The sequence below is a fragment of the Variovorax ureilyticus genome, from assembly GCF_050632185.1.
GTDB lineage: Bacteria > Pseudomonadota > Gammaproteobacteria > Burkholderiales > Burkholderiaceae_C > Variovorax > Variovorax ureilyticus_A.
In genome coordinates, this window is sequence record NZ_CP192579.1 from 1,393,227 (window position 1) to 1,406,076 (window position 12,850).

Below are 12,850 nucleotides of genomic sequence, written 5' to 3' on the forward strand. Positions count from 1 at the left end.
TACCCTCGGGGGATGACACGCATCGCCCTGATCCACGCCCTCGCCCATTCCGTCGCACCGATCAACGAAGCCTTCGCGCGCGACTGGCCCGAGGCAGTGCGCATGAACCTGCTGGACGACAGCCTCTCGGCCGATCTCTCGCGTGGCGGACGGGGTCTCGACGAGGCCATGCACGAGCGCTTCCAGCGGCTGGCGCAATACGCGGTCGATACCGGCGCGAACGGGATTCTGTTCACCTGCTCGGCCTTCGGATCGTGCATCGAGGCGGTTGCGCGGCGACATGCCGGCATCCCGGTGCTCAAGCCCAACGAGGCCATGGTGGCGGAGGCCGCGCAAGGGGGCGGCAGGCTGGGGCTGATTGCCACCTTTGCGCCGACGCTGGAATCGATGCCGCGGGAATTTCCGGGCAGCGTGGAACTCGTGACGGCGCTTGCCGCAGGCGCCATGGAGGCGCTGAACCGCGGCGATGTGCAGCAGCATGACGAACTGGTCGCCGCGCAGGCCAAGGCGCTGAAAGAACGCGGCTGCGCGCGCATTGCGCTGGCGCAGTTCAGCATGGCGCGCGCCCGGGCCGCATGCGAAGCGGCCTCGGGATTGCCTGTGATGACCACCGTGGACAGCGCGGTGCGGGCGTTGCGTGAGCGCGCGTGAACATGAACCCGCTCCTCGACAACATCACCTGGAATGCGCTCTCCGGCGCGCATGCGAAGTTCGCATCCGGCAACGACCGGGCGCGGCGCTACGCACCGGGCTTCTCGCCGATCGCGGGTTTCGCAGACACGCGGCATCCCGATCTCGACGCGCTCGCGCTGCTTTGCGAGCCCGACGAGCACGTCTACTGCATGGACTGGACCGGCCTCGCGCCGGCGGGATGGAACATCGATGTCGACGCCACCATGTACCGAATGGTCTGGGACGGCGTCATGCCGGGCGACGCCCCGGCGTTCGATGCCGTGCCTCTGCGACCGGAGCACGCGGCGCAGGCGGCCGAGCTCGCAACCCTGACCCGGCCCGGCCCTTTCGGTCCGCGCACGCCCGAACTGGGCGAATATTTCGGCTGCTTCGAGGACGGCCGCCTGATCGCCATGGCCGGCGAGCGCATGCACGCCGGCACGCTGCATGAGATCAGCGGCGTGTGCACGCACCCCGATTTCCAGGGGCGCGGGCTCGCCCGCCGCCTGATGGAAAAGCTCATCCGTCGCCAGCTGTTGCGCGGCGAAACGCCGTTTCTCCACGTCATGCGCGACAACGACAGCGCCCACCGGCTGTACCTGCGCATGGGCTTCCGCGACCACTGCGAAGCGGCGGTCCGCGTGATCTCGCGGTGCTGAACTGGACCGACGCCTGACTTCCATCGCGATAATCGACGCTCTTTCAAGGAGCGCGCGTGGATATCGTTTTGCTGGTCAAGGCCGCCATCATGGGCATCGTCGAGGGGTTGACCGAATTTCTTCCCATCTCGTCGACCGGCCACCTGATTCTCGCGGGCTCGCTGCTCGGCTTCGATGACGACAAGGCGAAAGTCTTCGACATCGCGATTCAGACCGGCGCGATCTTCGCGGTCATCCTCGTCTACTGGCAGAAGATCCACTCGACCATCGTCGCGCTGCCGCGCCAGCCCAAGGCGCGACGCTTCACGCTCAATGTACTGATTGCCTTCCTGCCGGCCGTGGTGCTGGGCCTGCTGTTCGGCAAGGCGATCAAGGCGCACCTGTTCATTCCGGTCGTGGTGGCGAGCACCTTCATCATCGGCGGCTTCATCATCCTGTGGGCCGAGAAGCGGCCGCCGGGGTCAGTGCGCATCGAGCACGTGGACGACATGACGCCGTGGGATGCACTCAAGGTCGGCCTCGTGCAGTGCTTCGCGATGATTCCGGGCACCAGCCGCAGCGGCTCGACCATCATCGGCGGGATGCTGCTCGGGCTGTCGCGCCAGGCGGCAACCGATTTCTCCTTCTTCCTCGCGATCCCGACGCTGATCGGTGCGGGCGTCTACAGCCTCTACAAGGAGCGCGCGCTGCTGTCGGTGGCCGACTTGCCGCTGTTCCTGGTCGGCCTCGTGTTCTCGTTCGTGAGCGCCTGGCTTTGCGTGCGCTGGCTGTTGCGCTACATCAGCACGCACGACTTCATTCCGTTCGCGTGGTATCGCATCGCCTTCGGCATCGTGGTGCTGGCGACCGCGTGGAGCGGGCTCGTGGTCTGGGCTGATTGAGCTCGCCCCCAGGCTGCGCGCACTTCGTGTCGCTACGCTAACCCCCTACCGGGGGCAATACCGGCGGCCCGGCGGAGCCGGTTCCGCGGTATTCTTGGTAAGGGGAGCGGTTGGGCCGTCAGGCCAGCATATTGCGCAGCGATGCTTCCACTGCCGCCGCGGTGGCGATCGGCTTCTCCATCGGGAACAGATGGGTGCCGTCGAGCATCATGAGGCGGCCCTTGGTGACCTGCTGGGTCATCGCCATGCCCACGCGGCGCATCTCGACCGACTGGCGGCCGCCGATGAAGGCGGCGGGGCATTTGAGCGGATGCGCGCGCAGCAGGGCGCTGAGGTTGTGCGGGATGGTGTCGTAGATCGCCGTCTCGACATCGCGATCGAAGCTCAGCGCGCGTGAATCCTCGGCGTCGAGGGTGCCGTGCTCGATGTAGTCGCGCAGCACGCGCTCGTCCCACTTTGCGAAGGCCTTCTTGCTGCGGAAGTGCTCGAACACGGCTTCGCGGTGTTCCCAGAGATTCCTGCGCCTGCGGCTGATCGCGCCGGGCGAGACATTCTTCATGAGCGGCGTGCGCTTTATCAGGTTGATGGTGCCGGCACGCCAGCCGCCGATGATCGGCGAGTCGATCAGCACCACGCCGCGCGCAAGTTCGGGATGCTGCGCGGCGCACATCAGGCTCAGGAAGCCTCCGAGCGAGTGCCCGACGAGGAACACCGGACCGCCCAGCTTCTTTGTCCGCTCGCGCGTGAAATCGGCGAGTTGCTGTACGAGGTGCGGCCAGTTGTCGGTGACCGGGTACTTCGGGTCATGGCCGAATTTCTCGACCGCGTCGATGTCGAAGCCGCGGTTGCGCAAGCTGTCGAGCATCACCCGGTACGTGCTGGCGGGAAAGCTGTTGCCGTGGGAAAAGATGACGGGAGGAAGCATGGAAAGCGCGGTATGGAAGCAAGCAAGCGGCAAGCGAAGCGAAGCCCGTTCGCAAAACCCCGCGGAACCGGCTCTGCCGGGCCGCCGGGGTTGCCCCCTGAAAGGGGTGCCCGAGCCACACGCAGTGGGCGAGGCTGGGGGTCAGATCAACTTCTCATCGGGCGTGGAAATCTTGCGCAGCGGGCTGTGCCGCGTGGCGGGCATCTTGAGCGGATGCTCGGTGTAGGCGTCGTCCCAGACCGGGTCCTCGATGCTGTCGAACACCTCGCGCAGCTTCTGGCCCCAGCTGTTGTGCATCATGCGGTAGTAGGGGTTGTCTGCGTCGATGCAGATGATCTTGTCGGTGTGCAGCTGGTTGGCCTCGTACACCACGAGGTCGAGCGGCAGGCCGACGGAGAGGTTCGACTTCATCGTCGAGTCCATCGACACCAGCGCGCACTTGGCGGCTTCGTCCAGCGGGGTCTCGGGCGTCAGCACGCGGTCGAGCACCGGTTTGCCGTACTTGGATTCGCCAACCTGGAAGTAGGGGGTCTCGGTCGTGGCCTCGATGAAGTTGCCGGCCGCGTAGACGAGGAAAAGGCGCATGCCTTCGCCCTTGACCTGCCCGCCGAAGATGAACGAGACGTTGAAGTCCAGCCCGGCATGCTTGAGCGCCTCGGCGTCGCGGTCGTACACATGGCGCACCGCGGAGCCGAGCACGCGCGCGGCGTCGAACATGCTTTTCGCGTTCCAGATGGTGATCGGCGGGCCTTCCTCGCCGTCGTCGCGCACTTCGCGCAGCTCTTCGATCTGCAGGATCTCGCGCACCGACTGCGAGATGCTCAGGTTGCCGGCGGACAGCAGCACCATGACGCGGTCGCCCGGCTTTTCGTAGACGATCATCTTGCGGAAGGTGCTGATGTGATCCACCCCCGCATTGGTGCGCGAGTCGGAGAGGAACACCAGTCCGGCGTTGAGTTTGATGCCTACACAGTACGTCATGAGGTCTTGTTGCACGAATCGAACCATCAGCCCTGTTCGCGCGTCTGGAGTTTTTTCAAGGTGTAGAGCGCTTCGAGCGCCTCCCGCGGGCTCATCGCGTCCGGGTCGAGCGCAGTCAGCGCGGATTCTACGGCGCTGACCATCGGCGCCTCCGCCGCGGGCGGGGGCGCGAAGAGGTCCACCTGCGCCCGCGTCTGGGTCTGCTGCGCCTCGAGCGCCACCAGCGCCTGGCGCGCGTGATTGACCACCGCGGCGGGCATGCCGGCGAGTCGCGCGACCTGGATGCCGTAGCTCTTGCTGGCTGGGCCCGGCTGCATCTCGTGCAGGAACACGATGTCGCGGCCGGCCTCGGTCGCGCTCACGTGCATGTTGACCGCGCCGTGGTGCGTGGCGGGGAACTCGGTCAGTTCGAAATAGTGCGTCGCGAAGAGCGTGAAGGCGCGGGTGCGGTCGTGCAATTGCGCCGCGATGCCGGCCGCGAGCGCGAGCCCGTCGAAGGTGCTGGTGCCGCGGCCGATCTCGTCCATGAGCACCAGCGAATGCGCGGAAGCGCTGTGCAGGATCTGCGCGGCCTCGGTCATTTCCAGCATGAAGGTCGATTGCGCGTTGGCCAGATCGTCCGCGGCGCCGATCCGCGTGTGGATCGCGTCGATGGGGCCGAGCCGGCAGGCATCGGCCGGCACATGCGAGCCGATCGAGGCCAGCAGCACGATGATCGCCACCTGCCGCATGTAGGTGGATTTACCGCCCATGTTCGGTCCGGTGATGATCTGCATGCGCTGCTGAGGGCCCATGCGCGTGTCGTTTGCAATAAACGCACCCGATGATTTCTCGGCGAGCCGCGCCTCGACCACCGGATGGCGCCCCTTGTCGATCTCGATGCACGGATGCGCGACGAAGCCGGGTGCGCGCCAGTGCAACGTGTGCGAGCGCTCGGCCAGCGCGGCGAGCGCATCGAGCGTGGCGAGCGCGCCGGCGAGACGGTTCAGCCCGGCGACGAAGGGTTGCAGGTTGTCGAGCAGTTGCTCGTAGAGCCATTTCTCGCGCGCGAGGGCACGGTCCTGCGCCGACAGCGCCTTGTCCTCGAAGGCCTTCAGTTCAGGCGTGATGAAGCGCTCGGCGTTCTTGAGCGTCTGCCGTCGGCGGTAGTTGTCGGGCACCTTGTCGAGCGCGCTCTGCGTGACCTCGATGTAGAAGCCGTGCACGCGGTTGAACTGCACCCGCAGGTTGCCGATGCCGGTGCGCTCGCGCTCGCTGGTTTCGAGCTGCAGGAGAAAGTCGTCGCAGTTCTCGCTGATGGCGCGCAGCTCGTCGAGCTCTGCATCGTGGCGCGAAGCGATCACGCCGCCGTCGCGCACCAGCGCGGCAGGCTCCGGGCTGATCGCGGCGATCAGCAAGTCGACGCAGCCTGCCGGAGGCGCGAGCCGCGACGCGATGGACTCAAGCAGCGGCGCCGAGGCCGGAAGCTTCGGCACCAGTTGCTCCGCCTTGGCCAGTGCCATGCGCAGCGCGACCAGTTCGCGCGGGCGCACCTGCCGCAGGGCGATGCGTGCGGCGATGCGCTCCACGTCGCTCGTGTTCTTGAGCTGCTCGCGCAGCGTCCGCCACGGCGCGGACGTGCCGCCGGGGGCGTGGCTTGCAGCGCGCCGATGGCATCGAGCCGCGCCTGTGCATCGGCCCGGTCGCGGCGCGGCGCGAGCAGCCAGCGCTTGAGCAGGCGGCTGCCCATGCCGGTCATGCAGGTATCGAGCAGCGAGAACAAGGTCGGCGAATCCTCGCCGCGCAGTGTCTGCACCAGTTCAAGGTTGCGCCGGGTGGCGGGCGGCAGCTCGATCAGGTCGCCGTCGCGCTCCACCGACAGGCGCTGAACGTGCGAGAGCGCGCGCCCCTGTGTGTGCTCGGCATAGCCCAGCAGCGCGGCCGCCGCGGCGTGCGCGTTGGCGAGCGAATCGGCGTTCCACGCCGCGAGGCTGTTGCTGCCCATCTGCTCGCACAGCTTGCGCTCGCCGAGACCGCCGTCGAACTGCCACGCGGGCCGTACCGACAGCGTGAACGACGACGCGCCGTTGCGCATCGCCTTCAGCCGCTGCTCGAAAGCCGGCGTGACTTCGGCGCTGTAGAGCACTTCGCTCGGGCCGATGCGGGCGATCCACGCCTCGAGCGCGTCTGCCGGACACTCGGCGAGCCGCAGCTCGTCGCCCGTCACGCTGAGCCACGCGAGCCCGCAGAAATTGCGCGTGCCCGCATGCACCGTGAGCAGGAGCGAATCGCTCTTGTCGTTGAGCAGCTCCGCATCCGTCAGCGTGCCGGGCGTGACCACGCGCACCACCTTGCGTTCCACCGGCCCCTTGGCGGCGCCGACTTCGCCGACCTGCTCGCAGATCGCCACCGATTCGCCGAGCTTGATCAGCCGCGCGAGGTAGGTGTCGACCGAATGGAACGGCACGCCGCACATGATCACCGGCTGCCCCGCCGACTGGCCGCGCTGCGTCAGCGTGATGTCGAGCAGCCGAGCCGCCTTCTCGGCGTCGCCGTAGAAGAGTTCGTAGAAATCGCCCATCCGGTAGAAGAGCAGGGTGTCCGGATGGTCGGCTTTGAGGCCCAGGTACTGGGCCATCATGGGGGTGTGAGGTGCCGTCGCAGGGAGAGTCATCGAAGAGAACGCCGCGCCGGCCGATGGGCCGGCAGGCACGCATCATAAGGATGCCGAGGGGCGACGGTGCCCCGAACCTGCTCAAGCTTGCCCGCGCCGCCTGCGCGCCACCCGCACCGCCTCCACCCACGTATCGACGTCGAACCGCTGCCCCGTCTCCGCGATGCGCGCCGAATGAATCCGGTGCAGCGGCACGCGGCGGACTTCGCCGGGCATTTCGCCATGGCCCGTGATGATCTTCTTCTGCAGGTCCAGGTTGTCCACCTGGATCACGCATTCGATCTTCTTGTCGTGCGCGTCGAGGTAGCGCACGCGGATGCGCGGGTGCTCATCGACGATCGCGTGCTCGCCCTTGCCCTGGATGAACCATTCGGGCAGCGTGTCGGGCACAGAGTCACCGCCCGAAGGGTTGATGCTGCCGCGCACGGTCGGAATCTCGAGCGGCACGTGGCCCGAGCGGATGCGTGCAGCTTCGATGCGGCGCTGCGTTTCACGCCGCCCGGCGGCTCGCCGCCATGCCCACATCACTGCGAGCAGCAGCAGGACGCCGGTCAACAAGGCCGCGAAGAACTGCCACTGCGCCATGCTGAAACCCATCCGTGTACCCCGAGGAAACGACTTTCCAAGTATTGGAGCGGAGGAATTTTCAAACTCACCCCGGCAGTCGTAAACCGGTCACGCGGCATAGCGCTTTCGGCGGGTCGGGTACTTAGCCGTCGTGGGTGTCGTGGGTGGCGGCGGCGCCGCGGCGCCAGTAGCCGGAAGCCCGGGTCCATTTGGGATGCGCACCGCGCTCGTCGACGAGGTGCGAGCGCAGTGCCTTGGCGGCGCCCGACTCGCACGCGATCCAGGCGTGGAAGTCGCCCTGCGGCAGCTTCAGGCCGCGCAACGCATCGAGCAGCGGGGCGCCCATGCCGGGTTTGGCACCGCGACGGTGAACCCAGTGCAGCGCCACGTTTGCGGCGGATGCGAGCGGAATCTGGTCGGCCTCGCCGTCGACCTCGGCCAGCACGACCACGCGGGCGCCGGCCGGCAACTCGGCCAGACGGCGCGAGATCGCGGGGAGGGCGGTGTCGTCGCCGATGAGCAAATGCCAATCGAAGGCGGTGGGCACGATGAACGAGCCGCGCGGGCCGCCGACGCCGATGACATCCCCGGGCTTGGCGGATTCCGCCCATTGCGTGGCGGGGCCGGCGTCGTGCAGCGCGAAGTCGAATTCGAGCGTGCCCGCCCCCGGGTCATGCCGCAGCGGCGTGTAGTCGCGCATCGTGGGCCGGATGCCGCCCGGCCACACCGGTCCGTCGGGGCCGGCAGTCGGCAGTCGCAGGACGCCTGTCGCCGCATCGGGGAAGAAGAGCTTGGCATGGTCGTCGAAGCCGGGGCTGGTGAAGCCCGCCAGTTCGTCGCCTTCGAGGGTGACGCGGATCAGGTGCGGCGTCACGCGCCGCACCGTACGCACCTGCAGCTTGCGGAAGCGCAGTTCGTGGCGCACACGGCGCGGCAGGCGGTCGGGGAGGGGGTGTCGGCGGTGTGTTGGGGCGATGTCATGAGAGTCAGATGCGTTCCAGTTGCTGGGCGGCGCTGTCGAGCACCGCGGCGAATTCGTGGGCTTGTTGTTCGGTGAGGGGCGCCGCGAGGCGCATGCGCATGGCGAGCTTGAGGTTCTCGAGCGCGCGGACCACCTGCGGCGGGCGGCCGGCGCGCACGCCCGCACCGTCCACGCCGCCTTGCATGCGGGCCATCAGTTCGTCGGTCGTCGCGCGGTTGGCGGCGAGGAATTCGCGGCCCTCGTCGGTGGCGGTGTAGCGCTTGCGGTTGCCGCCTTCGGGTGTGTCGATGCTGACGTAGCCCAGTTCCTCGAGCAGTGTCAGCGTCGGGTAGACGATGCCGGGGCTCGGTGCATAGCGGCCGCCGAGGCGTTCCTCGATGGCCTTGATGAGTTCGTAACCGTGGCTCGGCTTGTCGGCGATCAGCTGCAGCAGCACGAAGCGCAGGCCGCCGTGGCCGAAGATCCGGCCGCCGCCGCGACTCGCGCGCAGGCTGCGGTGCGAGCCGCCGCCGAGCCCGTCGTCATGCTCATCGCGGCGGGTGCCGTGTACGAAGTGTCTGAAGTGGTGCATGAGCGTTGGACCTCGATATCTATATCTGAAAAGATAAAGATATATCTGAATAATGTCGAAGTCAAGTCTGATCCCACGTCACACGGACGCGCTTGTGCGACTGACCGCGGTGCGGAAGCTCCAGCCGCGCATTCGCGTGACGGAATGCCGGTCTGCGGAGGGGATTCGGTCGGCGAGCCTGCAATAACTAGGGTAAACCCTTAAAATTGCGTCATGACTGCTTCGACCTCGTACTTCCCCCGCAATCCCAAGTTCACGGACTCGTTCGAGCGCGATCTGGCGAACGACGACGTCCGCCATATCGGCCGCGATGAGCCGTCCCTCCTGGCACCGGTGTTCAAGCGAATTGCCGAAGCCTTCGCCGCCCTGATGCGAGGTGCGTGGCCGAAGGTCGGCATCCACGCCCGCTGAGGCCCTGGCGCCGGCCCATGAAAAAGCCCCTCGTCGAGGGGCTTTTTTGTTGCCTGCTCAGCGCTGCGGCATGTCCTTGACCGAGTAGCCGAGGCTGATGGTCGCGTCGTCCGGGATGGGCGGCATCGTCGCGTTCCACGCCAGCCACGCTTCGCGCATGCGGGCGAGGCGTTCCGGCTCCTTCTTCGCCTGGTTGGCCCGTTCGCGCTCGTCGGCCGGGATGTTGAAGAGGTATTCGTTGCCGTCGACCTGGAGGTACTTCCAGTTGCCTTCGCGCAGGGCGCGCTGGTCGCGGTGGTTCATCCGCCAGTGCAGGGGGCGCGCAAAGCTCTGCGTCGCGTCGCGCAGCACGGGCATCAGTGAGACGCCGTCGAGCGGATAGTCCGGATCGGCCTTGACGCCTGCGGCATCGAGCATCGTCGCCGACCAGTCCATCGTCATGCAGTGCTGCGTGCTGTCGCCGCCGGCGGCGATCACCTGGGGCCAGTGCGCGATCCATGGCACGCGGATGCCGCCTTCGGTCAGGTCCATCTTGCCGCCGACCAGCGGCCAGTTGTCCGAGAAGCGCTCGCCGCCGTTGTCGCTGGTGAAGACCACCAGCGTGTTGTCGGCCAGGCCGTGCCTTTCGAGCGCGTCCATGATCCAGCCGATGCCTTCGTCCATGTGGTGGATCATCCGGCGATAGGTATGGATGTTGCCGCCCGAGAGGTCGAACAGGTTGTCCTTCACCGCGGGCGCCTTGGCCGCGTCGTCGCGCGTTTCCCACGGCCAGTGCGGCGCGGTGTAGTGCAGACTCATGAAGAAGGGCGCGTCCTGCTTCGCCATGCGCTCCACGTAGTCGACCGCGCGGCGCGACAGCACGTCGGTGAGGTAGCCCTCTTCCTGGTGATCCTCCTCGCCGGACCACAGGTCGTGCCGGCCGGCCGAATCGCAGTGGGTGAAGTAGTCCACGCCGCCCGACATGGGCCCGAAAAACTCTTCGTAGCCCGAGCGCAGCGGCCCGAATGCCGGCGGATAGCCCAGGTGCCACTTGCCGATGAGCGCGGTGCGGTAGCCCGCAGCCCGAAGCAGCGAAGGCAGGGTTGGGTGCTCCGGTGGCAGCCCGAGCGTGGTGCTGCCGCGGCTCCTGCTGTTGATCGGCTCCTCGGCCGCGCCGCGCAGGCGGTACTGGTAGCGCGCCGTGATCATCGCGAAGCGCGTGGGCGAGCACACCGGCGAGTTCGAATAGCCCTGCGTGAACTTGATGCCGCGCGCGGCGAGCCGGTCGAGCACCGGCGACACCGGCCCGAAGTGGGCGTCGCGGCCGCCGTAGCAGCCGAGGTCCGCATAGCCGAGGTCGTCGGCGACGATGAAGATGATGTTGGGTCGTTGCATGGATTTCAGGGTTGGTAGCCGGATTTCTGGACCACGGGCGCCCACTGCGCGCGGTAGGCCTTGAGCATGGCGGCCGTCTGCTCCTGGGTGCTGACGACCGGCGTCATCAGTGCGTCCTTGAAGCGGCGCTGGGTGTCGGGGTCCTGCATCACCGCGTGGATGTCCTTGGCGAGCCGCGCGACTTTCTCGCGCGGCATGGTGGCCGGTGCGAAGAACGCGTTGAAGCCGGTTGCGACGAGGTCGAGGCCGGCTTCCTTGAAGGTCGGGATGTCCGGTGCGAAGGGCGAGCGCCCGGCACCCGACACCGCCAGGATGCGGATCTTGCCGGCCTGGTGCTGCGGAAGATCGACATCGAAGGTGTCGAAGGCGATCGGCACCTGGCCGCCCACGAGGTCGGTCAAGAGCGGGCCGGAACCGCGGTAGCCGATCACCTGGGCCTGCACGTTCGCCTTCTCGCCCATCATCAGGCCGAAGAAGTGCGGCAGGCTGCCGGTGGCGGGCACGCCGAAGTTCGACTTCTCGGGATTCGCGCGCATCCACGCGAGCAGGTGCGACAACTCGCGCACCGGCACCGCGGTGGAGACCGCGAGCGCGAACTCGTAGTCGTTGACGTGCGACACGGGCACGAAGTCGCGCTCCGCGTCATAGCCGTTGTCCTTGAACACCAGCGGTGCGACCACCATCACGGCGGGATTGGCAACCATCAGCACGTTCTGCCCGGCCGGCGTGGCCTTGACCTGCTGTGCCGCCAGACGCCCGCCCGCTCCGGCCTTGTTGTCCACGATCACCGGCACGCCGACCCTGGCCTGCAGCTTGTCGGCCACGATGCGCGCCACGCGGTCGGTCGCGCCGCCGGCCGCGTAGCCGACCACGATGTGCAGCGGGCCGCCCTCGAGCGTTTGGGCATGGGCGCTCAAGGCCGCCGCGGTCAAGACCAGCGTGCCCGCAATGCGTGAGATCAATTGAGAAAACATGAAGTCCTTTCGTCAGTGATGCGCACCGCCCGCCAGCACCTGTCAGCCGCGAAACCAGAAACCCCGCGGAACCGGCTCGGCCGGGCCGCCGGGGTTGCCCCCGGAGAGGGGGTGTCCGAGCCACACGAAGTGGGCGAGGCTGGGGGAGAACTAGTCATTCGCCTGGAAATTCACGGCCTTCATGATCACGGCCCAGCGGGCGGTGTCATCGCGCATTGTCTTCAGAAGCGTGTTCGCGTCGTCGTTGACGACATACATGCCGTTCTGCAGCAATTGCTGCTTCACCTCGGGCGTGTCGACCGCCCGGGAGAACTCGGCGCGCAGCTTGTCGACGATGGGCTGCGGGGTCTTCGCGGGCGCATAGAAGGCGAACCACGCGGTCGCGACCACGTCCTTCAGGCCCACCTCGACGAAGGTCGGCAGATCGGGCATCAGCGGCGAGCGCTTCTCGCCGCTGGTCGCGAGCACCTTCACGCGGCCGCCTTGCTGCATCTGCAACGCGCCGCCGACGGTGTCGAAGTAAACCGGGATCTGTCCGCCCATCACGTCCTGCCGCGCCGGCGTGGAGCCGCGGTACGGCACATGGACCATCTTGAGCCCCGCCGAGCGGTTGAGCATCTCGCCAAGGAAGTGCGACGGCGTGCCGGCGCCGTACGAGCCGAAGCTGACCTTGTCGCCCTGGGCCTTGGCCCAGGCGATGAACTCGGTGAGCGTGTTGGCCGGCACGTCCTTGCTCACCACCAGCGCGAGCTCGAAGCGCGCCGCGTTGATGATCGGCACGAAGTCCTTGATCGGGTCGTACGAGAGCTTCGCGTACGCGCTCGGGTACATCGTCATCATGCTCGCGGTGCCGAGCAGCAGCGTGCGCCCGTCGGGCTTCGCGTGCTTGACGGCTTCGACCGCAATGCGGCCCGACGCGCCCGAGCGGTTGTCGACGATCAGCGGGCCGAGCGAGTCGCGCACTTCCTGTGCGATGGCGCGCGTCAACACATCCTGCGTGCCGCCGGCCGGCACGCCGATCAGAACCCTGATCGGCTGGCACGGCGTGAAAGCCGCTTCGGCGCTTGCCAGCGGCGAGAGCGCGAGGGCGCAAATGCCGGCGATCAGGCTGCGGCGGTCGAGTTCGGTGCGGGGCATGGATGTCTCCTGGAATGTGTTCGCGCGTCGGGCTTCGGGGGCCTGGCCTCGGATGACTTTAGA

Annotated in this window: 12 protein-coding genes and 1 pseudogene; 4 read left to right on the top strand and 9 right to left on the bottom strand. The window is 67.4% G+C overall.

Going from position 1 to position 12,850, the window contains the following annotated elements:
- Positions 1 to 12 precede the first annotated feature (12 nt).
- The 3 genes from ACQ858_RS06830 to ACQ858_RS06840 are packed head-to-tail and all read left to right on the top strand — an operon-like array spanning position 13 to position 2,212.
- Positions 13 to 651, top strand: coding sequence for an aspartate/glutamate racemase family protein (locus ACQ858_RS06830; RefSeq protein ID WP_431275989.1), 639 nt, complete (start codon positions 13 to 15; stop codon positions 649 to 651).
- A gap of 2 nt (positions 652 to 653) precedes the next feature.
- Positions 654 to 1,331, top strand: a complete 678-nt coding sequence (locus tag ACQ858_RS06835; protein WP_431275990.1) for a GNAT family N-acetyltransferase — start codon at positions 654 to 656, stop codon at positions 1,329 to 1,331.
- A gap of 56 nt (positions 1,332 to 1,387) precedes the next feature.
- On the top strand, positions 1,388 to 2,212 hold the full coding sequence (locus ACQ858_RS06840) for an undecaprenyl-diphosphate phosphatase (protein WP_431275991.1): 825 nt from the start codon (positions 1,388 to 1,390) through the stop codon (positions 2,210 to 2,212).
- Between the two features lie 118 nt (positions 2,213 to 2,330).
- On the opposite strand, the gene ACQ858_RS06845 is transcribed toward ACQ858_RS06840, so the two are convergent.
- From ACQ858_RS06845 to ACQ858_RS06870, 6 genes and pseudogenes are all read right to left on the bottom strand, one after another.
- Positions 2,331 to 3,137 carry an alpha/beta hydrolase gene (locus ACQ858_RS06845; protein WP_431275992.1) on the bottom strand — a complete coding sequence of 269 codons (807 nt, stop codon included), beginning with the start codon at positions 3,135 to 3,137 and terminating at the stop codon, positions 2,331 to 2,333.
- A 141-nt stretch (positions 3,138 to 3,278) separates the two neighbouring features.
- On the bottom strand, positions 3,279 to 4,118 hold the full coding sequence (locus tag ACQ858_RS06850; protein ID WP_431275993.1) for a peptidase: 840 nt from the start codon (positions 4,116 to 4,118) through the stop codon (positions 3,279 to 3,281).
- A gap of 26 nt (positions 4,119 to 4,144) precedes the next feature.
- A pseudogene (mutS, locus tag ACQ858_RS06855) lies at positions 4,145 to 6,771 on the bottom strand (DNA mismatch repair protein MutS).
- A gap of 81 nt (positions 6,772 to 6,852) precedes the next feature.
- Entirely contained in the window at positions 6,853 to 7,356 is a 504-nt protein-coding gene (locus ACQ858_RS06860) for a hypothetical protein (RefSeq protein WP_431275994.1), read from the bottom strand.
- A gap of 124 nt (positions 7,357 to 7,480) precedes the next feature.
- Positions 7,481 to 8,263 carry a siderophore-interacting protein gene (locus tag ACQ858_RS06865; RefSeq protein WP_431275995.1) on the bottom strand — a complete coding sequence of 261 codons (783 nt, stop codon included), beginning with the start codon at positions 8,261 to 8,263 and terminating at the stop codon, positions 7,481 to 7,483.
- A gap of 61 nt (positions 8,264 to 8,324) precedes the next feature.
- Positions 8,325 to 8,891 carry a PadR family transcriptional regulator gene (locus ACQ858_RS06870; protein ID WP_431275996.1) on the bottom strand — a complete coding sequence of 189 codons (567 nt, stop codon included), beginning with the start codon at positions 8,889 to 8,891 and terminating at the stop codon, positions 8,325 to 8,327.
- A 213-nt stretch (positions 8,892 to 9,104) separates the two neighbouring features.
- Here ACQ858_RS06870 and ACQ858_RS06875 point away from each other — a divergent pair, with 213 nt between their 5' ends.
- On the top strand, positions 9,105 to 9,302 hold the full coding sequence (locus ACQ858_RS06875) for a hypothetical protein (RefSeq protein WP_431275997.1): 198 nt from the start codon (positions 9,105 to 9,107) through the stop codon (positions 9,300 to 9,302).
- A gap of 57 nt (positions 9,303 to 9,359) precedes the next feature.
- Here ACQ858_RS06875 and ACQ858_RS06880 read toward each other — a convergent pair whose 3' ends face one another.
- From ACQ858_RS06880 to ACQ858_RS06890, 3 genes are all read right to left on the bottom strand, one after another.
- Positions 9,360 to 10,676 (bottom strand): sulfatase family protein, encoded by a 1,317-nt coding sequence (locus tag ACQ858_RS06880; RefSeq protein ID WP_431275998.1) that lies wholly within the window; start codon positions 10,674 to 10,676, stop codon positions 9,360 to 9,362.
- Between the two features lie 5 nt (positions 10,677 to 10,681).
- The gene (locus ACQ858_RS06885) at positions 10,682 to 11,650 is read right to left on the bottom strand and encodes a Bug family tripartite tricarboxylate transporter substrate binding protein (protein WP_431275999.1); all 969 of its coding nucleotides are present in this window, start codon (positions 11,648 to 11,650) and stop codon (positions 10,682 to 10,684) included.
- A gap of 150 nt (positions 11,651 to 11,800) precedes the next feature.
- Positions 11,801 to 12,787, bottom strand: a complete 987-nt coding sequence (locus ACQ858_RS06890) for a Bug family tripartite tricarboxylate transporter substrate binding protein (protein ID WP_431276000.1) — start codon at positions 12,785 to 12,787, stop codon at positions 11,801 to 11,803.
- Positions 12,788 to 12,850 lie beyond the last annotated feature (63 nt).

What these genes read in the sequence shown, in the direction of transcription:
- ACQ858_RS06830 (WP_431275989.1), top strand. Translation starts at nt 13, where the DNA reads ATGACACGCATCGCCCTGATCCACGCCCTCGCCCATTCCGTCGCACCG.
- ACQ858_RS06835 (WP_431275990.1), top strand. Translation starts at nt 654, where the DNA reads ATGAACCCGCTCCTCGACAACATCACCTGGAATGCGCTCTCCGGCGCG.
- ACQ858_RS06845 (WP_431275992.1), bottom strand. Translation starts at nt 3,137, where the DNA reads ATGCTTCCTCCCGTCATCTTTTCCCACGGCAACAGCTTTCCCGCCAGC.
- ACQ858_RS06850 (WP_431275993.1), bottom strand. Translation starts at nt 4,118, where the DNA reads ATGACGTACTGTGTAGGCATCAAACTCAACGCCGGACTGGTGTTCCTC.
- ACQ858_RS06860 (WP_431275994.1), bottom strand. Translation starts at nt 7,356, where the DNA reads ATGGCGCAGTGGCAGTTCTTCGCGGCCTTGTTGACCGGCGTCCTGCTG.
- ACQ858_RS06870 (WP_431275996.1), bottom strand. Translation starts at nt 8,891, where the DNA reads ATGCACCACTTCAGACACTTCGTACACGGCACCCGCCGCGATGAGCAT.
- ACQ858_RS06875 (WP_431275997.1), top strand. Translation starts at nt 9,105, where the DNA reads ATGACTGCTTCGACCTCGTACTTCCCCCGCAATCCCAAGTTCACGGAC.
- ACQ858_RS06880 (WP_431275998.1), bottom strand. Translation starts at nt 10,676, where the DNA reads ATGCAACGACCCAACATCATCTTCATCGTCGCCGACGACCTCGGCTAT.
- ACQ858_RS06885 (WP_431275999.1), bottom strand. Translation starts at nt 11,650, where the DNA reads ATGTTTTCTCAATTGATCTCACGCATTGCGGGCACGCTGGTCTTGACC.
- ACQ858_RS06890 (WP_431276000.1), bottom strand. Translation starts at nt 12,787, where the DNA reads ATGCCCCGCACCGAACTCGACCGCCGCAGCCTGATCGCCGGCATTTGC.